At 37.3% G+C, this 26,193-nt stretch carries 19 protein-coding genes and 1 pseudogene; 17 read left to right on the forward strand and 3 right to left on the reverse strand.

Features of this window, described 5'->3' with window-relative positions; genetic code table 11:
- The first annotated feature begins 37 nt into the window (after positions 1–37).
- From FS486_RS17545 to ltrA, 5 genes are all read left to right on the forward strand, one after another.
- Entirely contained in the window at positions 38–916 is an 879-nt protein-coding gene (locus FS486_RS17545) for an ROK family protein (RefSeq protein WP_144513346.1), read from the forward strand.
- Between the two features lie 573 nt (positions 917–1,489).
- Positions 1,490–4,594 carry a hypothetical protein gene (locus tag FS486_RS17550; RefSeq protein WP_144513347.1) on the forward strand — a complete coding sequence of 1,035 codons (3,105 nt, stop codon included), beginning with the start codon at positions 1,490–1,492 and terminating at the stop codon, positions 4,592–4,594.
- A 232-nt stretch (positions 4,595–4,826) separates the two neighbouring features.
- Positions 4,827–5,168, forward strand: a complete 342-nt coding sequence (locus FS486_RS17555) for an Rpn family recombination-promoting nuclease/putative transposase (protein ID WP_186321503.1) — start codon at positions 4,827–4,829, stop codon at positions 5,166–5,168.
- The gene (locus FS486_RS20510; RefSeq protein ID WP_260858145.1) at positions 5,165–5,299 is read left to right on the forward strand and encodes a hypothetical protein; all 135 of its coding nucleotides are present in this window, start codon (positions 5,165–5,167) and stop codon (positions 5,297–5,299) included. Before FS486_RS17555 ends, FS486_RS20510 begins: the two co-directional genes overlap by 4 nt.
- Before the next feature lie 945 nt (positions 5,300–6,244).
- Positions 6,245–7,573 carry a group II intron reverse transcriptase/maturase gene (gene ltrA, locus FS486_RS17565; protein ID WP_144513350.1) on the forward strand — a complete coding sequence of 443 codons (1,329 nt, stop codon included), beginning with the start codon at positions 6,245–6,247 and terminating at the stop codon, positions 7,571–7,573.
- 593 nt (positions 7,574–8,166) lie between these two features.
- Here the strand turns inward: ltrA and FS486_RS20730 are convergent.
- Both FS486_RS20730 and FS486_RS17575 read right to left on the reverse strand, forming a co-directional pair.
- Positions 8,167–8,274, reverse strand: coding sequence for a hypothetical protein (locus FS486_RS20730; RefSeq protein ID WP_144513352.1), 108 nt, complete (start codon positions 8,272–8,274; stop codon positions 8,167–8,169).
- Positions 8,275–8,433: 159 nt separating this feature from the next.
- Positions 8,434–10,002, reverse strand: a pseudogene (locus FS486_RS17575) (YifB family Mg chelatase-like AAA ATPase); the annotation flags it as partial.
- Between the two features lie 370 nt (positions 10,003–10,372).
- On the opposite strand from FS486_RS17575, the gene FS486_RS20335 reads away from it, so the two are divergent.
- From FS486_RS20335 to FS486_RS20735, 4 genes are all read left to right on the forward strand, one after another.
- Complete coding sequence (locus FS486_RS20335; protein WP_260858146.1) at positions 10,373–10,483, forward strand: putative holin-like toxin; 111 nt, start codon at positions 10,373–10,375, stop codon at positions 10,481–10,483.
- Between the two features lie 842 nt (positions 10,484–11,325).
- The gene (locus FS486_RS17580) at positions 11,326–13,578 is read left to right on the forward strand and encodes a hypothetical protein (protein WP_144513356.1); all 2,253 of its coding nucleotides are present in this window, start codon (positions 11,326–11,328) and stop codon (positions 13,576–13,578) included.
- Between the two features lie 391 nt (positions 13,579–13,969).
- Complete coding sequence (locus tag FS486_RS17585) at positions 13,970–14,482, forward strand: transposase (protein WP_144513358.1); 513 nt, start codon at positions 13,970–13,972, stop codon at positions 14,480–14,482.
- Positions 14,483–14,641: a transposase gene (locus FS486_RS20735; protein ID WP_144513360.1), complete on the forward strand. Its 159-nt coding sequence runs from the start codon at positions 14,483–14,485 to the stop codon at positions 14,639–14,641. It abuts the gene before it with no gap.
- A gap of 327 nt (positions 14,642–14,968) precedes the next feature.
- Here FS486_RS20735 and FS486_RS17595 read toward each other — a convergent pair whose 3' ends face one another.
- The gene (locus FS486_RS17595) at positions 14,969–15,862 is read right to left on the reverse strand and encodes a LysR family transcriptional regulator (RefSeq protein WP_186321505.1); all 894 of its coding nucleotides are present in this window, start codon (positions 15,860–15,862) and stop codon (positions 14,969–14,971) included.
- Positions 15,863–16,242: 380 nt separating this feature from the next.
- Between FS486_RS17595 and FS486_RS17600 the strand changes: the two genes are divergently transcribed.
- The 8 genes from FS486_RS17600 to FS486_RS17635 all read left to right on the forward strand — a co-directional run bounded on the left by FS486_RS17600 (position 16,243) and on the right by FS486_RS17635 (position 25,895).
- Positions 16,243–17,538 carry a CapA family protein gene (locus FS486_RS17600; protein ID WP_144513364.1) on the forward strand — a complete coding sequence of 432 codons (1,296 nt, stop codon included), beginning with the start codon at positions 16,243–16,245 and terminating at the stop codon, positions 17,536–17,538.
- 24 nt (positions 17,539–17,562) lie between these two features.
- Positions 17,563–19,128, forward strand: coding sequence for an ABC transporter substrate-binding protein (locus FS486_RS17605; RefSeq protein ID WP_144513366.1), 1,566 nt, complete (start codon positions 17,563–17,565; stop codon positions 19,126–19,128).
- 120 nt (positions 19,129–19,248) lie between these two features.
- On the forward strand, positions 19,249–20,199 hold the full coding sequence (nikB, locus tag FS486_RS17610; protein WP_144513368.1) for a nickel ABC transporter permease: 951 nt from the start codon (positions 19,249–19,251) through the stop codon (positions 20,197–20,199).
- 11 nt (positions 20,200–20,210) lie between these two features.
- Positions 20,211–21,116, forward strand: a complete 906-nt coding sequence (locus FS486_RS17615) for an ABC transporter permease (RefSeq protein WP_144513370.1) — start codon at positions 20,211–20,213, stop codon at positions 21,114–21,116.
- Between the two features lie 17 nt (positions 21,117–21,133).
- Complete coding sequence (locus FS486_RS17620; protein ID WP_144513372.1) at positions 21,134–22,147, forward strand: ABC transporter ATP-binding protein; 1,014 nt, start codon at positions 21,134–21,136, stop codon at positions 22,145–22,147.
- Positions 22,131–23,126 carry an ABC transporter ATP-binding protein gene (locus FS486_RS17625; protein ID WP_144513374.1) on the forward strand — a complete coding sequence of 332 codons (996 nt, stop codon included), beginning with the start codon at positions 22,131–22,133 and terminating at the stop codon, positions 23,124–23,126. The genes FS486_RS17620 and FS486_RS17625 overlap by 17 nt, the downstream gene beginning before the upstream one ends.
- Positions 23,127–23,147: 21 nt before the next feature.
- Positions 23,148–24,554, forward strand: a complete 1,407-nt coding sequence (locus FS486_RS17630) for a serine hydrolase domain-containing protein (protein ID WP_144513376.1) — start codon at positions 23,148–23,150, stop codon at positions 24,552–24,554.
- 69 nt (positions 24,555–24,623) lie between these two features.
- Complete coding sequence (locus FS486_RS17635; protein ID WP_260858147.1) at positions 24,624–25,895, forward strand: M20/M25/M40 family metallo-hydrolase; 1,272 nt, start codon at positions 24,624–24,626, stop codon at positions 25,893–25,895.
- The last annotated feature ends 298 nt before the right edge of the window (positions 25,896–26,193 follow it).

A 26,193-nucleotide genomic window follows, 5' to 3' on the forward strand; every position in this document is an offset into this window, starting at 1 on the left:
TACAACTTTTCTACTCAATTAAAAGGGAGGTATTCAAATGCTAGGATCCATCGAAGCTGGTGGTACAAAAATGAACTGCGCAATCGGTGACGAACACGGCAATATAATAAAACAAGCACAATTCCCAACAACAACACCGACAGAAAACATGCAGCAGCTCACCAACTTCTTCATAGAGAATCGAGTAAAAGCAATTGGAATCGGCGCTTTTGGACCAGTAAATGTCGATAGAAACAGTGAGCTATACGGCACCATACTAGACACTCCAAAACTAGCATGGCGCTTCTTTCCGTTTCTAAAAACGCTAAAAGATAACTTAAAAATCCCCATCGAACTGCAAAGCGACGTCAACGTAGCAGCACTAGGGGAAGCAGTACACGGTAGCGGTAAACAAGACCGTACAGTCTTATACATTACAATAGGAACAGGAATCGGTGGTGGTGTAGTCGTAAACAAACAATTCCTGCCCAATGCTCAACATCCTGAAATGGGCCATGTCTGGATCAAAAGAACAACGGATGACACAGCACCAAGCAACTGTCCATTCCACACCGACTGCTTCGAGGGATTAGCATCCGGCCCAGCAATCGAAAAGAGATGGAACGCGAACGCAAAAAATCTCCCAGCAGACCATCCAGCATGGGAGATAGAAGCAAACTATATCGCACAGGGAGTCTACCAAATGATGCTAGCCCACGCACCCGACCGCATCATCATCGGTGGTGGAGTCATGAAGCAACCCCAGCTTCTCCCGAAAATAAAACAACATATAAAGGCACAGCTAAACGGCTACGCATACTATCAAGCACTCGCTAACCTCGATGATACAATTGTTTTACCAGCACTAGGGGACAACGCAGGGCTAGTCGGAGGGCTTGTGTTTGCGGCGCAAATAGAAAAAACGCCTTCTGCTTAAGCAGAAGGCGTTAAAATAAGAAAAGAAGCATCCGATGTTCAGATGCTTCTTTTCTTGAGCGATAAAACGAAGGAAGTAGAAGGCTGCACACTAATGAATGTACAAACAAGTTTACGGCGTTACACATCTATAAGTAACCTTCTATACTGTACATCATAACATAAATTTTAAAAAATGCACGCATTAACAACAAGAAAATAAAAAAAAATTAATTTAATAAACAAAAATACTCTGTACATCTAAATTAATAGAAAATTATAAGAGAAAATCAATTTTAACGAAAAAATAAATACGGCAAATCTATCATTCTAAAAATAGTAATAATTATTCAGAAAAAAAGGTGGCACGAAAAGTAATATTCCTGTAATATGGAATATGTAATAGAGTCCTTGGTGCTTTCAAAACATCATCCTCAAAAATTAACTGGTAATCTTTTAGGTTTTTAGTTGATTTTAGCATAAGAGTTTTGTATACTCATATATTAGTTAGGGTGATGATATTGGACGCTATCAAGCGACCGGCGTTACACACTACAAAAATTGCAACACACAAGCGAAGGGAGATCACAAGTTTATGAAGAAAAAAGCTATCAAAATTGCAGCTTCAACTGCAGTAGCAGCTTCAGCATTCGTTGCAGCAGCACCAGCACACCAAGCTGACGCAGCATCAAATGTAAACCAAGTAGTAACAGACGCACAAAATGCAGGTACAGTATTAAAATGGGCTATCTCACAAGAAGGTACTGCTGATTACAAAACAATTCCAACTGCAGAATACAATGCAGCTAAAAAAGCATTAGCAGCAGCAGAAAAAGCAATTTCTGGACTTGCAGCAGCAGACAAACTAAGTGCACAAGCTAAATTAGTAGATGTGAAAACTCAAATCAGCCGTGCTATGGCATACATTGATGCAATTACTTCTGGTAACAAAATCATTGATAAAAACGCTACATTCAATGCAGCAGTTGCATCAGGTGATTTAGATGCAGTTGAAAAAGCTTATCACGTGGTAACTGAAGAATTCCGTAAACAAACAATTCTTAACTACCGTGTATATGGTGAATCAACTCGTACTGAAATTCTTAGATTATACAAAGCACCAATCGAAAAATCTGTACGTGAATATGCAAATGACGTAACAGTTAAAATGCATTTAGACAAAGCATCAGCTTTAACAAAAGATGGAAAAATCGCAGAAGCTGCTGAACAATTAGCAAAAGCAACTGCACTTTTAAATCTTAAAGATGCTACATTCCATTGGAAAAAAGAACTTGAAAAAAGTGCTTCTGACGTAGCAGCAGCTCTACCATTAACACCACTTTCTGTGTCTGCAGTTAAAGGTGATGATTCTAAAGTAGTAGTTGAATTATCAAAAGTTCCAGATTCAGTTGCAGCTAACCACTTCGTATTTGTTGCTACAAAGGGTAACGATGTAACAGTTCAATCTGCTAAATTAGAAGGGAAAACAGTTACATTACAAACAACTGGTTTCACTGAAGATGTAGAATATACTTTATACTACAAAGGCGAAGCAACAAAAATTAAGTATCAAGTAAACAGCACTCCTAATGATGCATTTGTTGAAGCTAAAAAAGCTGATTTAAATGTACTAGCTAGTACTTCACGTGCATACTCAGTAAAAATGACTAATACTGATGGTACACCATTCACTGGTGAAGTAACTATTAAATTAAACAATACGGGTTCAACTCAAATTTCTAGCGCTGAATTAGTAAAATGGTCTGGAAAAGAAGCTACAGTAAACGTTGGTATTGATGGAGTTTTAGACTTTGTTATCACTAACAACGGTGGATATGATGAAGTAAAACCAACTGTTAAATACTCAGCTGGTACTGAAGAATTATCTACAACTACTTTCTATCCAGAAGCTTCTGATAACGAGTACAAATTGACTATTGATGCTAATAAAGATTCTTACGATAAAACAAACAAAATCTTATTCAGCAATCAATTGCAAAGAGCATTTAAAGTTCAAACTAATAGCTTATTCTACATCGAGGGCAGAGGCGCAGATGAATCTGCATTCGCTAACGCTGTTTCTCATAAAGATAAAATTACAGTGAACTATGTTGCAAAAGGTATTTCTACATTCAACATCACTGATAACTCAAATGAAGTAGTTTCTGGCGTTGCTAACGGAAAAATTACTCATGAAGGTTCTACTTACACTGCAAAAGGTAAAGCAAACCCAGGGTATACTGTATATGTATTCGCTAAAAACGACACTAGCAGATCACAAATCCTAGGTAAATCTGTTGCTAATTCTGATGGGACATTTGCTGTAGACGTACGTAGCTTAGCGAACGGTACTCAAGAATTTACAATCGTTCAAGTTGCTCCAACTGGAACAATTTCAAAAGGTGAAGTAGTAGATGAGTTAACACTTTATGTTGGTAAATATGAACTTGCTTCAGCTAGATTAATTGATGGTGGAGTTGCAGGTTCACAAAATCCTACTTCTTCATTGGCAGCACTAGTTTCACAAGCTGAGCAAGCTAAAGCTGCTTTAACAACTGTAGCTCAGACAGCTAATATCGATGCTGCTACTTTAGCTACGAAATCAGCTGACCCTGCAACTACAGTTGTTACTGGCGGTAAATTAGTTTCTGATGTTCAAACAGCTGTTGTAACTAATTTATATGATAAAATTATTGCCGCTAAAGATGCTCCTTCAGCTACAGCGGGAGAAAAAGCATTCTATAATAATAATGCAGTTGCTATTGAGAACTTAAAAACTTTATCAGACTCATTAACTAAAACATATGGTATTGCAGCCGGTTCTGATTATAAAAATCTAGCAGATGCAGCTAAACTATCTGTTTCAAATGTAAAAAATGGTTTAGTTACTGCAACAACTCCTGCAACAGTTACATTAGTGGCGAAACGTATTGCTGCTGGTCTGACACCTAATGATGCAACTTTAGATGGTAGTACACTTGTAACTGGAGCAGTAGTTACACCAGCTGATGAAGCAAAAGCTCAATTACATCTTTTAAATTCTGTTGACTTTGCTAAAGCAACTGCTGATGTTAAAGCAGCATCCGACTTACTAAAAGATATCGACACAACTTATTCACAATTGGTTACAGTTCTAGGAAACCTAGAAGCTGCCCGTGTAGCTCAAGATACTAATGCTGGAACATCGGTAGATGAAACAGGCTTAACTAATGAGATTACTGCTGCTAAAGATGTGGTATTCAAGGATTCAACTAATGGAGCTAAACCAGTAATTAACACATTACAACAAACAGTGGTAACAACTGCTAATCAAGCTGCGTTAGTAAGTGCACTTAATGCAGTAGTAAACGCTGGTACAACTGTAAACCCTGGTACTGGTGCTGATGGTAGAATTGGTTTAGGAGATACACTTGTATTTGACTTCACTAACTTTAACGCATTACCTAATAATGATATTAAAGATGTTAAAAAAGCAACTATTACTATTCAACATGGTGCTAATAAAGCGGAATTAACTGTGGATAGTGTTAATGGACGTACGGTTAAAGTTGTTGATGTGAAACCTGTAGGTAATACTACTCTTCCAGCTAGCTTCTTTAATGTAACAAACTCTCATGTTATTGTTGACGTGCAAGGTATTACTAACCAAGATAACCTAGTACTTAAGGCAAAAACTGGTGGAACAACTATTTCTAAATAACTTTAAGTATTAGATTTAAAATTAATCTGGCGTACGAAGTAATGAAGCATTCTGATAATTTAGTTTTAGAAAACTAGATTGTGCGGATGGTGAAAGTCTCTTGATCGAGAAATCGATTGGGGGACTTTTCTTTTTAAATATAAATTGGAAATTAAAAACACATTGTATTTCAAAAGAAGCAATAGACAAGCTTATTGAAATTGACCCATGGGAATAACAATATACTATACAATTGGTTCAATATTATATCGATTGGTCACAACTATATAGCGATCAACTTATCAAGAGTATGAGTTACATTGAATTAAATGCAACCATTACCGTAAATATTTTAAATTTCGATTTGTTTTCGAAAACAGACTTATTTCACACAACGTATCATTTATATAAAGATGAGGAAAAGTTTCGAATGGATGATATGATGGAGTTCCATTTTATCGAGATACCGAAGTTGCTTCAACACGGGAAAGAAGAACGATTAGATCCTTGGAATGATGTATTAGTTCGTTGGTTATTATTGCTCGGTATTGTCGACCATCGCAAAGGGATAAAGAATTGGAGGAAATCGCCATGAAGGATGAATATTTACTTGGTGCATTCACAAGCTGGGAAGAGTTAAGTTCTACACCAGATGGTCTCTTGGCATATAGGACACGTTTAAAACAGGTCATGGATGAAGAAGAAATCTGGGGTACCAGGTTCTAAAACAGTTCTGACAATATGGTTTGAGAAAGCTAGGTTGTAAGAATGAGGAAAGTCTCTTGATCGAGAAATCGATTGGGGGGCTTTTCTTTTTATATATAAATAAAGTAAGCCCTGTGGAGTGATGTCTACAGGACTTTTTGTATTCCACTAGATATACGCGTTTTTGACAATACTTTATGGTCCAATTATGTTTTGTTAAATTTTGTTGCTTCTTCACACTCCATACAATATTTTGCGTATGCTTGTGCTGTCTTCTCTCCTCCCCCCGGCATTAGGGAAGGTAGAAGTTGCAGGCTTAGAAAAGGGTGTGGGCTGTTTATGTTGTGAAAATAGTATGGGTAGGACGAGTACGGATAGTGCTCTAAAGCTTGTACCATTGGATTTTTTGTTTCGATGGGATTGCGATGGATGTAGCTACTTAATCTGGGGTACCAGGTTGAGCGACCGAGCCTAGGTCGTAACATATAACGGGTGTGAATCCCGTCGAGCAAGAACTAGCCAGTCACTCGTAGCGAGTCTTGGAGGATAGGGGGTAACTTCTATCTTTAAGCGTAGACAGTTAGATGATGGGCCGTAAGCCAAAGGCTGAAGGGATTGAGCTCCGAAATACCCAATTTGAGAGGGCTGATGCGTTAACCTGTGCAGAAAGCAAAATTTCTATTATCGATAAGGCAAGATAATAGAAGCCTCTCCGGAGTCGGTGACCATGGCACGTTAGACATTGATATGTTACGGCAACTCGGGAGATCCTAATGGGTCTTTTCATTTTTTTTCTGAAGAGTATGGCGTACAAGCGATACAAAGTGAGGAAACCAAACGCCTGTTAGGAAGTCGGATGAGAGCGTAGTACCGATGAAGTTGGGTAATGCCGATGGAGGAAAGGCTCTCACCAGTTATTGCCCTCAATAGGGAAACATTTACTACACACGGAGGTAGAAATATTAAATGGAAACAAAACTAACGAGGATAGCGGAGTTAGCTAAATCCCAACCAAAAATGAAGTTCACATCCCTAGTGCATTTATTAAATGAAGAATCATTAATACGATGCCATCATGAACTGCCTAACAAGAAGGCAACGGGAATCAATGGAACAACCAAAGAGCAATATCAAGAAAGTCTAGAAGAAAATATTCGAGACTTAATAGGTAGGTTGAAACAGAAAAGTTATCGACCAGTCCCGGTAAAAAGAATGTATATTCCAAAGGTAGGTTCAGACAAGAAAAGACCATTAGGCATCCCAGAACATGAAGATAAGATTGTTCAGAAGGCAATAACTAAAATTCTAAATGCCATCTACGAAAATGACTTCCTTGACTGCTCATTTGGATTCAGACCGAAGCGAAACTGTCATGATGCACTGAAAGTGCTGAACCACTACATAGAACATAAATATGTCAATTATGTAGTAGACGCAGACATTAAAGGCTTCTTTGATAACGTTGACCACAAATGGATGATGAAGTTCCTAAATCACCGTATTAATGACCCAAATCTACTAAGAATAATTGGTAGATTCCTAAAGGGAGGGTACATGGAAGAAGGAAAGAAGTTCAAAACAGAGACCGGGACTCCACAGGGTAACGTAGTTTCTCCAATTCTAGCGAATATTTATCTCCATTATGTTCTTGACTTGTGGTTTGAAAAGAAAATCCGCAAAGAATGTAAAGGACAAGCCTATATCGTAAGATATGCGGATGATTTTGTCTGTTGTTTCCAGCTAAGAAGTGATGCAGATAGGTTTTATCTAGAACTAAAAGAAAGGTTGAAGGAATTTAATCTTGAAATAGCTGAAGATAAAACTAAAATCATTCCTTTCGGAAAATTTGCAGAGGCTAACTCAAAGAAAGTAGGCAAAGGAAAACCTCCCACGTTCGACTTCTTGGGATTTACTCATTACTGCGGTAAAAGTCAAAGTGGACAATTCCGAGTGAAGCGTAAAACTAGCAGAAAGAAGTTCCAAGCAAAGCTAAAACAAAGCAAGGAATGGTTAAGAGCAAATAGACATGAAAGTACGCAGATTATTATGGATAGATTCATTCGTTCGCTCAAAGGATACTACAACTATTACTGCATTACGGACAATACACCCCATGTGAGTAATTTCAAGGATAAAATTCGTAGACTTCTCTTTAAATGGTTGAACAAACGGAGCCAAAAGAAATCCTTCAATTGGGAGAAGTTTCAACTGTTTCTGAATAAAAATCCACTCCCCATACCAACGGTAAAAGTGAATATTTATGATTTGAGAAAAGAGATTAGCTATATTCAGTAAATAATAACTGGAAGAGCCGTGTGCGTAATAGCGCCAGCACGGTTCTGTGAGGGGAAGGAGTCCAATCTTAAATGTGAGAGGACCCAACCTACTCGACCTAATACAATTCTGATAATATAGTTTGAGAAGGCTAGATTGCCAGAATGAGAAAAGTCTCTTTATCGAGAAATCGATTGGGGGGCTTTTCTTTTTATATATAAATAAAGTAAGCCCTGTGGAGTGATGTCTACAGGACTTTTTGTATTCCACTAGATATACGTGTTTTTGACAATACTTTATGGTCCAATTATGGTTTGTTGAATTTTGCTGTTTCTTCACACTCCATACAATATTTTGCGTATGCTTGTGCTGTCTTTTCTCCTCCCACCAGCATTAGGGAAGGTAGTAGTTGTAGGTTTAGAAAAGGGTGTGGGCTTTTTATGTTGTGAAAATAGTATGGGTAGGACGAGTACGGATAGTGCTCTAAAGCTTGTACCATTGGATTTTTTGTTTCGATGGGATTGCGATGGATGTAGCTACTCACGTTTAGTAATCCAATCGGATCGATGATTTCTTTCGAGTAATAGCGGTTTTCATAGATTTGTCCTGTGTAATTATGTTTTTTTGCGATAATAGTCGCTATATCTTCTGTTAATAGGTGTCATTAGTTTCCCCAGAGGGACGATAGGTGATCGTAGTAAAAGGTGGATATGATTTGTCATAATACAGAAGGCGGCTATTTCAAAGGGATATTTGTCATAGACAAAATTTAATTACGATAGTATTCCTTTACGTCTTTTTCCCCATTAAATATATTTTGGCGATTGTTTCCACGCATAATGATATGATAAAAGCCATTTGGATGCCAGTTTCTTTTTCTTCTAACCATTGTGTGTTCTCTCATTGGTTGTATTTTGGATACTGCTAGCTATTCGTTTCCATTTTATAGCCTCTTCTATAGAGCTGTCACTTATTTTAGTTTCGCCGGATAAATCTGCAATTGTCCGAGAAAGTCGAATAAGTTTTGCTTGTGTCCGGTTGCTCCATTTCTCTTCAAAACAGATGGTCTGTAACTTTCCCATTTTTTCATCAGTTATCATAGATGTTTTCAGTAGAAGAGCAAACGGTACATTTCCATTCAATCCACCTTCTGTATACCGCTCTTTTTGCATCCATCTTGCTTGTTCCACACGTTTTCGAATCACCTCTGAAGTTTCCTCCATTCCGGATTCCGTAAGTCCAACACTTTGTAAAGTCATCATAATATCGATTCGATCTAGGAGAGGTCCAGAAGCTTTTAATTGGTAAGCTTTCACTTGGAGTGACGTACAGGTACAATAGCGCTCGTTCGATCCGTAATAGCCACAAGGACATGGATTGGTCGCAGCAATTAATGTAAAAGAAGAGGGATATGTAACAGATTGCCTTACTCGATTGATGGTAACTTCTCCCGTTTCCATCGGCTGCCGCAACATATCTAATGCTTTTCTAGAAAACTCACCTAACTCATCTAAAAATAATACCCCTTTATGAGCAAGCGAAATCTCTCCGGGTTTTGGAAATGTTCCTCCACCGACGAGGGAAACTGCAGACGCGGAGTGATGTGGATGGCGGTAAGGGGGTCTTTTGGAAAATCCCCGACTTTCTTTCGCGAGATGATAGATTCCATAGGTTTCTAACATTTCACTATTCGATAAATCTGGTAAAATCGTTTGAAAAGCATCTGCGAGCATTGTTTTACCGCAACCAGGCGGACCATTTAATAATACATGGTGACTGCCAGCTGCTGCTATTTCCAGCGCTCGTTTTACTTCTCTATGTCCACGAATACTTGCAAAGTCTGTATATATATCCGAGGTTTCTTGCTTGGGATAGTCATTTGACAAAATGAACACCTCTTTTGGCAAATCCAATACTTGTTGCCCACATAGATAGTTTATCAACTCTGTAACGGTGTGAATAGGCACAAATTCAACAGCATCTATTTTTTCCAAAAATCCAATATCAATAGGTGGCAAAATAATTCGCTCGAACCCAAGTAAAACCGCCTGTTGAATAGCGGGTATCAATCCGTGGAATGGAACAAGATTTCCGGTTAGAGAAAGTCCAGATAAAAAACATGTATTTTTACCAACTGGAATTGATTCAAGCATTGTTTTTTGTAACACAGCAATAAGCATTGCACAATCATGGCCTGTGCCCGTTTTGCGTTTATCTGCTGGGGATAGATGAATGGTAATCTTTTTCATCGACACATCGATCCCAAGTGTATGTAAACAACTCAATATACGTTCCTTCGACTCCTTCATCGGAGCATCTGGCAACCCAATGATAATACATGCTTCTTTTTCATCTCGCACATTTGCCTCAATAACAACTCGATGCCCTTTCATCCCTTCCAATCCAACACTCATCACTTGTTCTACCAAACAAATCACTTCCTTTTCTTCTAGCTTAAAAGAATCATTACAAGAAGTAAAATGTCCCTAAAATCGAACAATGTTATTTTGGTGGCCAAAAGTATATCCAAAATTCAATTTTAAATGTAAAAATGGGCTTAAAATTAAAATTTCGAATTTTTTAGAATGGATACAAAAAGAAAAGCCCCTTAATCGATTTCTCGATCAAGAGACTTTCTTCATCCTCACAATCAGCTTTTTTAAACTATATTGTCGGATTTTTTTAGAACCTAGTACCCCAGATTAAAATAGGGGCTGTCACTTTCTGTCGATTATTGTTTCTGAAAATGGTAAACTTATTAGAGCAGCTACATATAGCGGATGGGCGGTTGGCACTCCCTTGAGAAAGGGGGTGTTATATATGGTGACTTACGAAGCAATGAATATGCTATTTCAATTTGGTGTATTCCTAGTAACAACGGCAACAGCAGTTGTTGCCATGATTGCTTTATACACCAATAGAAAAAAGTAACCCCCTCCGCTCGCCAAAAGTGCAGGGTAGTTACTTTTTTAGAAACACTCTAACAACGTGGTCAACCGCTCTTAAAGCGGTATGTTAGTTGCTTTGACTGAGCGTTTAGCCGACGCTCAGTCTTTTTTTAGTATATGTCAAGTTTATCACACTCATACGAAAAATACATATAAAAACGTTTCCCGTATGTGTCAAGTTTTTCTCGACAAAGTATTAACACCGGTATTTTTGTGAACGGTACCAGATACACAAACAAGTTTTAAAATCAATCTTGAACAAACTACAAAAACAACTAGATTGGTTGGAATATTACTCGGGTTCCTGGCACTGGAAAGAAAAACGTTTAGATCCCTGGAATGATGTATTAGCCCATTTTTAAATAATTTTGATGAACGTTTTGTGTGACTAATCGAAACTTGGTGCTAGGCGGTCCCTAAACTTCTCACCTAGTTTTCTTAAACCGCGTTGTCAGTATTGACTGGGTACCTTGGTGCCGAAACATTGGCACCTAGACTCAACGCTAGAGGACAGCAAAACTAGGAACCTGTATACAAATAGAAAAGCCTCACAATCTAGCTTTTCAAACTATATTGTCAGAGTCGTTTGTGTGCCTGGCACCAAAACTCATTAGAATTGTGTTAGAACCTGGTACCTTAGATTAAGGGGTGTTCAAATATACCAGAACCTTTTTCTCAATACAGTCAGCTTATTTTGTATCACCAATCCCTTAATCGAAATTCAGGTAAGGGATTTTTTGTTTTCCATTAAACATATAAACATAAAATTGCTCCATGTATACATATGCTAACAAAGATTGTTAGCGGAAAAGGGAGGGAAAGTTTATGGCAAAAACTAGTAAAATTGCAGTTTCATCAATGGTGGCATTATCTGTGATTGCTGCAACTACTCCGAGTCAACAAGGGTATGCTGCAACAAATATAGACCAATTTATGATGGACGTGCAAAATGCAGGAAATGTTTTAAAGTGGGCAATTTCTGTAGAGGGTTCTGCAGATGGAGTGACCCAGCCATGGGAACAATTTAACAATGCAAAAATGGCAATTGCAAAAGTGGAAGTAGCTCTAAATGGGCTGAGCTTTTCTGATAAATTGAGGTATGAAGCCCAATTGGTAGATACGAAAGTTCAAATTCAACGAGCTCAAGCATATCTTGATGCAATTACGGCAAGTACGAAAATCCATTCTAAGACGACAGCACTTTCGAAAGCGGTTAACTCTAATAACTTAGACCAGGTTGAAAAGATGTATCACGAAATGACAGCAGAATTTCGTAAACAAACAATTTTGTTGGATCGTGTATATGGTCAATCAACTCGCGATAGAATCCGTAATGCAGTAAAAGGACCAGCAGAAAAGTTAATCGTTGAATTGAAAAATGATGTAACCGTTCATATGTTAGTGAAAAGTGCTGAAGCAGATATGAGAAGGGGGAACTATTCGGAGGCAGCTAGTAAAGTATATGAAGCTCAAGCAATTCTTAATGCAAATGCCTTACGATGGGAAAATGCTCTGCAATCTAGGGTAAATGGTATTAATTCATCTTTGCCATTACAAATTATCTCAAGTTCGATAGTAAATAACACTACTTTGTCTATTAAACTTAACAGGTCCATTTCTTCAGTCAAAGCTTCTGAATTTACTATTGATAATGGTTTAACGGTAACGAACGCTTCATTAAGTAAAGATGGGCTAACGATTACCTTAACTACGTCCAATCAAGTACCGGGATCGACTTATACGTTGAGATATAAAACAAATACGGTTAGATTTACTGTTCCTGGAAGTGTTGTGCCTATTTATGTAGGTGATAAAACAATTCAACATAAAGAAACTTCTGAAGTGATTGCCTTAGCAGCAATTTTTTATGATTCGAATGGGCAGCCTTCTAAAGCGACAATTCGTGTTGATATTCCCGCTGGTTTGAAGTTAGTGTCGGTGAATGGAGCAGCAAATAATACGGTTGGAGCAAAATCAGTTAATGTAACTCCAGATAAAAATGGTGCAGTTACGATTTTATTTACAGCTAAAGACCTAAATACAGCAGTGCTAGATAAGTACATTTCATTTAACAAAATGGAGAAAAACAAAGTGATAGAAACTCAAACTTCTAGTTCTTTGAATTTTTATGTAGCTGCCAAAGCAGGTACCATCTCCAAAAAAACAGTGCATTTCATAGACAGTTATAACAACTACTTCGTCACAACTGACGGGGTAAAATATAATATGAAAGGGAATGTCGATAATTTCCGAAATGAAGGGGATTATGTCTCTTTTGATTCGTTTAAGGCTGCATTGGACAGAGAAGACGTTGTAAATGGAACCTATAACCCTTCGTCTGCCTCTTCATTCAACATTTTAAGTAATAAAGTTGTTGCTTCGATGAACCTAGATTCCAAATTTTCAACCATACCTGGAACATCTGGATATCGCATGGATGGAAATAAAATCGAGTTATTTGGCACAGGTCAACCAAACTATGAGATATACTTGTTCAAAAATGCAGGAGTATCTCTTGGAAAAACAAAAGTGAAATCGAATGGAACCTGGACATTTACTACAGACATAGAGCAAAATGCAATGACGGATTTTTCATTAGTTCAACAAAATGCAGGTATGGCCATTCCCGCCTATGTTGGTTGGGGTGTAACGACACTAAGGGTAATAGAGGGACCATTTGAACTTGCGAATATTAGTGAAGGAACAAGTGATGATAATAACCTAGCCAACGAAGCAATAACCTTTACAATAGCTCCCATTAAATACAAAAATGGTTCGACTCTAGCTCAAGACCAAGTGAATGTTTCCAAGCAAGCTTCGATTATTGTAAAAGATTCTGATGGAACAAAGGTCAAGTTAACAAATAACCAAAGAGAAACGTACATCAAAACAGTGAAAAATGGTTTTACTCTTACGTTCGATCAAAAAGATAAGTACAAGGCTGTTGGTACGATTTTAGACAAAGGAAAAGACGGTAAGCTAACTGGAACATTAAACGTCGTTTCTGTTGAAGGTATTACCAATGAATATGGGTTAAACCTACAAACTAATGCAAGAGATGTGATTACAGGTTATTGAGTGGAGGGTAATCTATCTGCTATTGTGAACACTTTTAATCCTAATATAAAAAGCACAACTAATGATTCTATTAATATAGGGTAAATAGTATAATAAAATAAAACCAGACTTTATATTTAGAGGTTTTGAGTTTGATTATATATAATCAAACTTTGTATTTGTATATATGTAAAACTTTGAAATAAAGTTTGAGAAAACACCTCGTAAATCTTTATTTTACGATTAATAAGAAGAATCCATTTTGAAAAAAGATTGATCAAAATGGATTCTTCTTTTGCGTTTTTAAGTTTAGTTTTTATAAGTAAGTTTGAACATTTCACCCTCTGTTAGGATAGATGTCGTACGTGGCTAACGTGATATGATTAAGTAAACTACACGGAGGTCGATCGATATGACAAGACAACATGGAACACGCTACACTCAAGAACGAAAAACAGAAATCATTAGACGTATGATGCCACCGAATAATGAAGCGGTAGCTCAAATCTCCAAAGCAGAAGGTATTTCCGAGGTAACGCTATATAAGTGGCGGAAGGAAGCGCGGAGAGCGGGCAATCCAACACCCGGCAATGGACAAACAAGCGACAAATGGAACAGCCAAGATAAATTTTTAATTGGGATGGAAACATTTGCGATGAATGAGGTGGAGTTTGCGGAATATTGCCGCAAAAAAGGGCTATATCGAGAGCAGATTGAAGCATGGAAAAACGTCTGTCTTCAAGCAAATGGACAGGTATTTGATCAATCCAAGCAGTTGAATGGTCAGTTAAAAGAAGAGCAGAAACGTGCAAAAGCGTTAGAAAAAGATCTTCAAAAGAAGGAGAAGGCATTGGCTGAAGCCGCAGCACTACTACTTCTTAGAAAAAAGGCCCAAGCGATTTGGCGGGACGACGAGGACGAATGATTGTGTAACCTATTCATCCGATTACAATTCATAAAAGTAGCAGGGAAAGTCATTAGTTCCGGACGCTATCTAACTTTTAAATTATCCAGTCATTGTGTTTATCAAAAGGAATTTTTTGAAGCACTCAGAAGAATACAAGCACTTCCCCGGTTTGGCTAACCCTATATATTGAAAAACAATCCGAAAAAAACAGAATGATAGTCCCTCGTTTTAGTGCGCACTTTTTATGACAACAAGTAAGATAATGGATATTTACCTTATGTGTGAATGCGAAACTTACACTACATAAAAAGTTACTAACAAAAATCGAAAGGTGTTTCGTGTTGATTTTCCATGAAAAATTAGTTGATTTAAGTTTCTATGAATAATTCAGGATGACTATTATTAGCAGGACTATAACTCGCAAAAAATATTAGTGAATTCAAATTGTAAGGAAATTGTGAAACCTTTCACTAAAACTAACGAAGCTGGTATTTTGACAAAGCATTATTGCGGATAGTCACTGCCTTGTTTCAATATAAAATTAAAAAAAGTGTCAGTTATACTATCAAAGGTTTTATCCTTTAGGAAAATTAAATCATAATTCGTTTGGATGTCTGGTAGATCAGATACTATTAATTCCGTAAGGCAGCCTCTTGTGAGTTCCTCTTTAATAGCCGATCTTGGTAAAATAGCAATCCCTATTTTGTTTTTAACCATTTGCTTAGCAACCTCAATATTATCAATTTCAATAACAATATTTTGTAAAGAATTTAAGCGATCAAAAGCATTTTGAACAAGAGCCCAATCCTTTGTTTTTCTAGCATATTGAATGAATTTTTCGTTTGTTAAATCCTTTATTGTAATGGTCTTTTGTGATTTGAAAGGATGGTCAGGATATATCGCTAGAACCATTTGATCATTAAATAAATGTATCGTTTCAATTTTCGGATGATAAATAGACCTTGAGATGCCGAAGGACGATTGATTATTTAACACCATATCTAAAATTTGATTTGAATGTCCTGTCCGTACGTTTACTTTCGTATCAGGATAATCTATATTAAATTCTTTTATTAAATTCGGGAGCAAGTTGATAGCACCAGTAAAAACTGCCGAAATATCAATCAGACCACCCGATTCAAAGTTCTTTCGTTGAACTGCGTATTTCCCTGCTTGCAAATGATGAAGCACCTGTTTTGCATGTGGTAGAAAAGCCACACCTTCCTCTGTTAACGAAATACTATTTCCTCTGTCAAAGAGCTGGCAATTTAATAAACTCTCTAAAGATTTAATCCGTGAACTTATTGTTGGTTGTGTCGTGTATAGAATATCTCCAGCTTTGCTAAAACTTGACGTAATAGCAACATATAAGAACGCCTCAACTTGCTCAGTATTCACAGTAATCCCCCTAATATAAAATTTGTTTATAAGCATTATTACAAAGATTAATTTGATTTACGAAATAGTTTACACTAAATTTAATTAATATAATAGTTGAATTCAAAAGAGTTGAAAAATTCAATAATATTAAATTGCGTAGTGTATTAACCTCACTATTACCTAAATTTAATGGTGACTTCTTGGCACAAAGACCTCTACAAGGAGTATTGAAATACCTTTTTAATTTGATAATTCAAAATCGGGAGTAGGGGGTTATTAAATAAGTATTTTATCTTAGAGTATGTATTCTATTAAAACTGTTTTAGAAGCTAATGTGCGTAAATGGGAATGAAGTTGAAGTAGGGTCCATTTATTAATCTTTGAAAAGGGTGATTATTTTGAATAAACAAATAGTATTTTCTGCGACAGGTGATAGTTTTATCACAAGGCGGCTGCCTTCAAAAGATGGGCCATTTCAAGAACTGTCTTCTCTTTTGAAGAATACAGATGTGCGATTTACGAATTTAGAGGTGACAACCCATAACTTTGAAGGAGAACCTGGTGCTGTTAGCGGGGGGACATGGGCTATTGCTGAACCAACCGTTTTAGAGGACCTAAAGGACTATGGATTTAATTTAGTAGCATGGGCAAACAATCATACATTGGACTACTCTTTTGGTGGGTTGCACGCAACTGAGAGAAGTTTAAATCAGTATGGATTCATTCATGCAGGAGCGGGCAAAAATTTAGCAAAAGCAAGTGAACCAAGATATTTAGAAACAGCTTCTGGAAGAGTGGCATTGATATCAGTTACCTCGAGTTTCCATGAATCCTGGATAGCCGGTAATGAACGTCCAGATATGATGGGAAGACCAGGTGTAAATCCTTTGCGTTATCATACGATTTACACAGTTACTTCCGAAAAAATGAAACAACTTAAGTCTATTGCTGAAGCTGTAAACATTAATGCTGAGTATGATTTGTCAGTTAAAGATGGGTTTATTGTGGAGGAAGATGACGAATTATTTTACTTTGGCGGACATTATTTTAAAGAGGGTGTCCATGAGGGAGAAAGTACTACTCCTTCCAAAGTAGATTTAGAGCGAATCAGTAGATCTATCCGGGAGGCTAGTCGGCAGGCAGATTATGTATTGGTTAGTATCCATGCCCATGAGATGCAAGGGAAGGATTTAAGTCAGCCAGCAGAATTTTTAACCGCTTTCTCTAGAAGATGTATTGATGAAGGGGCCCATTCTGTGATTGGCCATGGGCCACATATTGTTCGAGGAATAGAAATTTATAAAGAAAGACCGATTTTTTATAGCCTAGGTAACTTTATCTTCCAAAACGAAACAGTTACCCACTTGCCAGCTGATTTTTATGAAAAGTATGGATTAACCAATACACATAGTGTTGCGGATGCATTAGATGTTCGAAGTAAAAATGAGACCAGGGGATTTGGAACTAACCCTAAAATTTGGTCGTCCTTTGTCCCGGTGTGGAAGATGGTGGATGGAAAGTTAAGTGAAATTGAACTGTATCCGGTTGAATTAGGATACGGGCTTTCACGCTATCAAAGAGGGTGGCCAGCTCTTACAGATGATACCAACATATTAGCAAAGTTACAAGAATTGTCTAAACCATTTGGAACTGAAATAAAAATTGATAACGGTATCGGGAAAATCACTATTTGAGATTAAGGAAAAGGAGAAGACGAAATGAAAAATAAAATTGGGATATTGGTGCTAACGTTAATCTTAGCCTTTGCACTTGCAGGATGCAGCAGTAATGAAGGCACACAAACATCTGGAACTAAAGAATATAAAGATGTATTAAGGGTTGCCTTGGAGGCACAGCCAACTACACTTGATCCACAGATGATTACGGGATCGCCGACAAAGATTGTCATGAGACATGTCTTCGAGACACTTGTTACATTAAATTCAGAATTCCAGCCAGTACCAATGTTAGCTGAATCTGTGGATATGAGCGAAGATGGTAGATTGTATACTTTCAACCTAAGAAAAGGCGTGACATTTCAAAATGGAAAAGAACTGAAAGCGGAAGACGTAGTAGCTTCTATGAATCGCTGGATACAACTTTATGATGCCGCCCGAAATGTTATGGGTGATAATGCGATATTTAAAGAGGTTGATGAATACACAGTTGAATTGGTGTTAGAGGAACCGGCATTAGGAACATTAGGTGTAATGGCTACACATAAACAATTCCCGGCAATAATGCCAAAAGAAATTATTGATTCAGCAAAACCAGAAGGTGTTACAGAGTTCATTGGAACTGGACCATTCCAATATGTTGAATGGAAACAAGACCAATATATTCACTTAAAGAAGTATGAAGATTATAAATCTGTAGACACTCCTGCTGATGGATTAGCTGGTAAAAAGGAAGCATTAGTCGATGACTTATACTTTGATATTGTTACCGATCCATCAACACGACTATCGGGCCTGCAAACAGGACAATACGATGTCGGTCTCGCAATGGACACGAACAACTATGAACAATTAAAAAGTAGCAAAAATGAAAATGTTTATGTTTACCCAATTGGAAACACAATCCTAGCCTATAACAAAAAACAAGGAGCTTTTGCAGATAACAAAATGAGACATGCAGTTAATGCTGCAATAAATGCACAGGAGATTCTAGAAGTTGCATTTGGTAATGAGGATTTATACAAAGCGAATTCTGGATATATGAGTGAATCCCAACCTGAATGGTATAGTGACGCGGGTAAAGAAATGTATAATCAAGCAAATCCAGAAAAAGCCAAAGAATTATTGAAAGAAGCTGGATATAATGGCGAAGAAATTAAATTTTTAACTACTCGTGATGATGCTTATCAATACAAGGGTGCTGTAGTTATAAAGGAACAATTGGAAAAAATAGGTATGAATATAAAGCTTCAAACAGTTGATTGGGCTTCTTATTCTGGCCTTATGAAAGACCCATCAAATTACGACATGGTAACTTTCGGAATAACACTTGTTACATCTCCTTCCCAACTTTCTACTTTAGGAGTGGATAGACCAGGTTATGGGGCAGATCCGAAAATTTCCGAGTTATTAGTAAAGAGTGAACGTGCTACCTCTCAGGAAGAAGCAAAGACATATTGGGACGAAGCCCAGCGTTTAGCATGGGAGGATTATTTACCAATTACACAAATTGGAGAATTCAATCATATTGCAGCTACAACGAATAAGGTAGACGGATTCACCGTTCTAAATGGCGCAATATTATGGAATACAAAGGTCTCTAAATAATCATGTTTTAGGAAATAAAGGATACTGATAATCTTTGGATACCTAAGCTGATGCCCTTCTTCATTACTTTAAGGTAAATTTAGGGGCATCAGCTTTATTAAATAATGGGGAGGGTCTTTATTGAGAATTTATTTATTAAAGCGATTTGTTTCACTTATTCCTATATTGTTTATTGTTTCCACGATTGTTTTTTTTATAATTCATTTAACTCCAGGGGATCCAGCTACAGTAATGCTTGGCCCAGAGGCATCGACGGAACAAATTGAAAGATTAAAAGAGGAATTAGGACTTAATGTTCCTTTATATCAACAATACATAAACTGGATTATAGCCGCACTTCAGGGGGACCTAGGAATATCTTATTTTTTGAAGCAACCCGTCATGGAAGCGATTTTTGACCATCTGGGTCCCACATTGACTCTTGCTGCAATAGCCCAGGTTATTTGTATCCTAATTGCTATCCCAATAGGGGTTATGGCAGCAAAGCATCGAGGATCCTTAATAGATCAATCATTTATGGGAGTTTCATTATTGGGAATATCGGTACCTAGTTTTTTGTTGGGTCTATTTTTGATGCTTATATTTGCCGTTAAATTGCAGTGGTTACCAGTAGCGGGGTATCAATCACTCAATAATGGTTTATTGAATTATTTTAAATATCTAATTATGCCAGCATTTGCTTTAGGGGCCATGCAGGCTGCACTTCTAGCACGGATGACGAGATCATCTATGTTAGATGTATTAAAAAAGGATTTTATAAAAGCTTCACGAGCCAAGGGTTCTAAGGAAAGACAAGTGTTATATAAACATGCGCTAAGAAATGCCCTATTGCCTATATTAACTGTTATTGGACAAAGTTTAGGTGGCCTTATTACCGGTGCAGTAGTAATAGAGACTATTTTTAACATCCCAGGAATAGGTCAATTGATTATTAATTCAGTAGAACGTCGGGACTTGCCTATTATTCAAGGAACAGTGTTGTTTGCAACGGTTACTTTTGTTTTCATTAACTTTGTTGTGGATTTATTATATGGGTTCGTTGATCCAAGGGTTCGATTAGAACAGAAATAAGGGGGATGAAGATGGAAATTGGCCAGGTAAATATAGAAAGAGCAAAGGTAAAACATACTTTAAAAAAGGAACAGCGAAATCTATTCTTCCGAAAGTTCCAATCAAATAAGCTTATTGTTATAGGAAGTATTATTTTAGTCTTCCTAATAGCACTAACCCTTCTCGGACCATTGTTTACACCGTATACCTCATATCAAATGGAACCAATTAACAAGCTTCAAGGACCTAGTGCAGAGCATTTTTTGGGAACAGATGAGTATGGTCGGGATTTGTTTACTCGAATTGTACATGGAGCGAAAGTTTCGATGGGAATTGGGTTATCGGTCTCCATCATATCATCCATTATTGGATTGGTTATTGGGTTATGTGCAAGTTATTTTCGATATTTAGATGGTATATTAATGCGAATAATGGATGGTTTAATGGCTTTTCCGAGCATCTTATTGGCTATTGCTTTAATGGCGGCATTAGGACCTAAAACTGGAAATGTCATATTGGCCCTTACTATTGTATTCACACCATATATTGCTAGAGTTGTGCGTTCAGCAGCCTTAGTAATAAAAGAAGAAACGTATATTGAAGCAATGAGGGCACAGGGGGCAAGCACATTTCGTATTATATGGCGGCATATTACACCGAATATACTATCCCCAATGATTGTACAGGCTACTTTTATATTTGCTGATGCCATCATTAATGAAGCATCACTAAGCTTCTTAGGGGCAGGAGTACCAACACCTGATCCAAGTTGGGGGAATATTTTATACGATGGAAAAATGGTTATATTTAATACACCTTGGATGGTTATTTTTTCGGGGATTATGATTGTTTTATCAGTCCTTGGATTAAACCTATTAGGTGATGGATTACGTGACTTATTAGATCCGCATATTAAAGGCGGTAAAAAGAAGAAATAATTGAGAGGGGGAACGATATGGCTAAACCTACTTTAGAGTTAAAAGAATTAAAGACCCATTTCTATACTGAACGTGGGCGTGTCACAGCAATAGATGGAATTTCCTTTAACGTTAACGAGAATGAGATATTAGGTGTAGTTGGTGAGTCAGGATGCGGTAAAAGTGCTACTGCTCAATCTATTCTTAAACTATATGATGAAAAAGAGGCAGTTCAATATGAAGGTGAAATCAATTTTAACGGTAAAAACTTATTAAATTTAACGGAAAACGGAATGCAAAAAATTCGTGGAAATGAAATTTCGATGATATTCCAAGATCCAATGAGTGCGCTTGACCCTGTTTATACGGTAGGCGATCAGATTGTTGAAACCATTCTTTTACATCAAAAGGTCTCCAAAAAGGAAGCTTACAAAAAAGCGATTGAAATGTTAAAAATGACGGGAATTCCATCCCCAGAGAAGAGAATAAATGAATATCCTCACCAGTTATCTGGTGGAATGAGACAACGCATTTTGATTGCTATCGCTCTAATTTGTCAGCCGAAATTATTGATTGCGGATGAGCCCACAACTGCTTTAGATGTAACTATACAAGCTCAGATTTTAGATTTAATCATGCAAATGAATAAAGAAATGGGTATGGGGATTATTTTTATCACCCACGACCTGGGTGTTGTATCTGAAATATGTACAAGGGTTGTCGTTATGTATCTTGGACAAATAGTTGAAGAGGCTGATACAAAGAGTTTGTTCTCAAATCCACTTCATCCATACACGAAAGGATTAATAAAATCTATTCCTCAACTTGAGGGGGATCGTTCACAGAAGTTATTCACAATCGAGGGAATGGTCCCATCTTTAAATAATGTACCTAAGGGCTGTCGTTTTGCACCACGTTGCCAGTTTGCTGATGAATTATGTAGGAACCAGGCCCCTGACCTCGAGCAATATAAAGGTGACCAAAAGGTTCGATGCTGGCACTATGAGAAAATTGCCGAAATAAAGGAGGGAGAATATGTCAATACAAACTAAAAACGAAAAGCAACCTATTCTTCAAATCCAAGGATTAAAGAAACACTTTCCAGTAAAAAGCTCTCTAGGATTTTTAGGAGGGACAAAAGGAAATGTTAAAGCCGTCAATGATGTTTCTTTTGAACTGTTTGAAGGTGAAACGTTTGGGTTGGTAGGAGAATCTGGGTGTGGGAAAAGCACATTAGGAAGAACAATTTTACGACTTACGGAACCAACGGAAGGAAAAGCAATATATAAAAACAATGATGTTTTTAGATTGCCATCGAAGTCATTTAATAATATGCGACAGGAATTACAAATGGTCTTCCAAGATCCATATTCCTCATTAAATCCTAAGAAAAGAATTGGTTCAATTTTAGAAGAACCTTTAATCATTCATGGTATTGGTAATAAAAAGGAACGTACCGAAAAGGTAATGGATATTTTATACAAAGTTGGATTGCAGGTAGACCATTATTATCGTTACCCACATGAGTTCTCTGGTGGACAAAAACAGCGTATTGGGTTGGCTCGAGCATTAATTGTCAATCCGAAAATAGTTGTTTGTGACGAGCCTGTTTCTGCTCTTGATGTATCTATTCAGTCGCAAATCCTCAATTTATTACAGGGATTACAGGCCGAATTAAACCTATCATACCTTTTCATTTCTCATGACCTTAGTGTTGTACGCCATATTTCTGACCGTGTAGGTGTCATGTACTTGGGTAATATGGTAGAGGTAGCAAAAACGGAGGCCCTATATGCAAAGCCACTTCATCCTTATACTGAAGCCTTGTTATCAGCCATTCCGCGTACAAATTCAGAGTTTAAGAAGGAACGTATTATTCTAAAGGGTGAGGTTCCCTCTCCTCTTAATTTACCTTCGGGATGCGTTTTTCATACACGCTGTCCGTATGTAAAAGATGTGTGTAAACAAGAGGTTCCTGTTAAAAGGGAAGTGTCACCACAACATTTTGTTGCTTGTCATTTATACAATTAATTTAAAGGAGATACAGATAAAATGATACCAGAACAGATAGTATCCACACTTGATAAGGTGCTTAATGATAAATGTGTGCAGGCTAATATTCCTGGGATGGCTTTGATTATGTCGCAAAATGGCCATCCAATTTTTGAAAAATATTATGGTTACCGCGATGTTGAAAATAAGCTTCCGGTCAATGGGGACACTGTTTTCGGAGTTGCTTCTATCACAAAGTCATTAACGGCTCTAGCCGTTATGCAACTAGAGGATGCAGGAAAGCTCTCAGTTGATGATCAAATCATTCGGTGGTTACCTGAACTCAAACTGCCTAACAATCAATTTAGGGAAAAAATAAAAGTCCATCATTTGCTCTCACATACTAGCGGTTTACCAGGGATGAGTGCAGTTAACTGTGCAAGAGCAAATAGTATTTTGGATGATCCGCACGGAGAGTACCTATCTGATAGATTGTCTCTATTATCTAATTATAAAAGGGTTAGAACCGTAATAGAATTAATGGGGGTTATGAGCGAGGCGGAATATTCACTACTTGGTCCCCCCGGTTCAATGTTTAATTACTCAAATGAAAGTTATGCATTACTTCAAGAAATAATTGAGAGGGCTAGTGGAGAGACCTTCATTACATATGTACAGAAAAATACGTTACAGCCTTTAGGGATGAATCGTTCCTTTTTCTTAACATCCGACCTAAAGAATATAGAGAATGTTACAGAGCTCTATTCATACAGAAGAGAAGATGATACTGTTTTCCACTCACCAGCATGGTGGGATGTAGGGGATATTTATTCAAATGGGTCTCTTAAAACATCTAGTTCTGATTTAATGAAGTATTTAGATGTTTTCCGCCTTGATGGAACAGTAAAAGGAGAAAGAATTGTCTCTAAAGCTAGTGTACAAAAGATGACTTCAGCTCAAGCGACAATGCCGACGGGTGACCGTTATGGGTATGGCTTAAAAGTGGATTGTCTTTCGGGAATGAGAATTTTTGGGCATGGTGGCAGCATTAAGGGCGTTTCTTCCCATATTAAGGTCGCTAAAGAACAAGACATCACTGTTTCTGTTCTTATTAATATAGCGGAAGCTGATGCAGAGAAACTGGCCGTTACATCATTAAACCACGGACTTCAGCTTCCTGATGTAACCGATAGGGAATTTGCAGAATACAAAATTTCCGAAGAACAATTAAATTCTTTCATAGGTATGTATCTATCTGATGAGGGACAAAACGCTGAGGTCTTACCGTGTGATAATGGCATCCAGATGAAGGTGCAAAGGAATCTATTCCGTTTGAGGCCTTATACGATAGATAGCTTTATGACCCCCGGGGGTGAAAGAATAAAGTTTATTACTGATGATATAGGGGAAGTTATAGGGTTATTCAAAGGCAACCGCTTTATCCCAAAGACAATATCTCGCATTTAAAGATAGTAAAAATAATGCCGTTAGAAGCATGCTTAGAAAAAAATAATAGATTGCTTGGAGGATTAGCTAATGTTTGAAGAACAAGTTATGGAAAAATCAATTATTTCTGATTCAGTTAAAGCAGTATATAAAACACTGCTTGCCAACTCCCAAGTAGAAAGTGGACTTTCCTTTTTGAAAAATGATAATGACTATACTACTGACGAGCAAATTGAACTTACAGCTATAGAGGCACCAACCTTTTTTGAGGAAAACAGAGGGCTGTATTATAAAGAAAAACTAGAAAATCTTAATATTCACAGTATTACGATAGATGAAATAGGGAATGTATTTGGGGTTCGCCCAGGTAGTGGAGATGGTCCGAAACTAGTTATTTGTGCTCATTTGGATACTGTTTTTCCTGCAGGAACAGATACGAAGGCAAAAAGGATGAATGGTAAAATATTTGCGCCTGGCATTGCTGATGATGGGAGAGGATTGGCGTCAGTTCTTTCCCTTACAAGAGCCTTGAATCAGGCTAATATACAAACAAAAGGTGATTTGATTATCGGTGCTACTGTTGGAGAGGAAGGGCTTGGGGATTTACGAGGAGTAAAGGCTTTATTCGAAAATAGGGATGATATTGATGGGTTTATATCTGTTGAACCTGGAGAACCTAGTCGGATTACTTATCTTGGAACTGGCAGTAAAAGATATAAAATAACTTATCGGGGCCCGGGTGGTCATAGTTTCGGCAACTTTGGAACACCAAGCCCTATTAATGCAATGGGTAGAGCAATTAGTAAACTCGCAAATATTCAGATCCCTTCTAATCCAAAAACAACCTTTAATGTTGGTGTTATCAGCGGGGGAACTTCCGTGAATACCATCGCTGAAGAATGTGAGATGATTGTTGATATACGCTCTAATGGTCAGAAAGAGTTAGTAAATTTAGAAGAGAAATTACTAAGTATTATTAAATTAGCTGCTGAGGAAGAGAATCAACGCTGGAATCAGTTAGATGATATTACTGTAGATGCAGTAAAAGTAGGGGATCGCCCAGCCGGCTTGCAAAGTCCTGATTCAATCATCGTACAAACATCGGCCGCAGCATCATTAGCATTAGAAATTGACCCAACCCTAACAGGTGCAGTTAGTACCGATTCAAATATTCCAATTTATCTTGGAATTCCAGCAGTCACCCTTTATGGCGGTGGAGACTCAGGTGGATATCATACGTTAAATGAATATTATGACCCAACAGATGCGTATTTTGGAGTACAGAAATTACTTTTAACAGTATTGGGGCTTCTTGGAGTGAAAGGGATTACAGAACCGCTACTTACTAAAATCAAAGGTTAAGAAATTTCACCATAATAAAAACTCTTCCAAGACTTTTTACATCTTAGGAGGAATTTCCGTTTTTCTCGGAACAAGTTCATGGATAATTACACTCATGTGAATAGACTCTAGTGTTTTATTAAACTCTTGGGGAGGAGATATGGCTTATGTTAATAAGTTAATAGAAGAACTCCTTTTATAAGATTATAATCTTCATTTGGATCATTCGGGAGTTAAGGAAAAAAGACTAGCATCAAGACTTTTGGATATAGCAAAGATTGGATTAACTATAGAAATGGGATCATGTCGACTAGGCTAT

The organism is Bacillus sp. FJAT-22090 (assembly GCF_007676755.1).
Classification (GTDB): Bacteria; Bacillota; Bacilli; order Bacillales_A; family Planococcaceae; genus Psychrobacillus.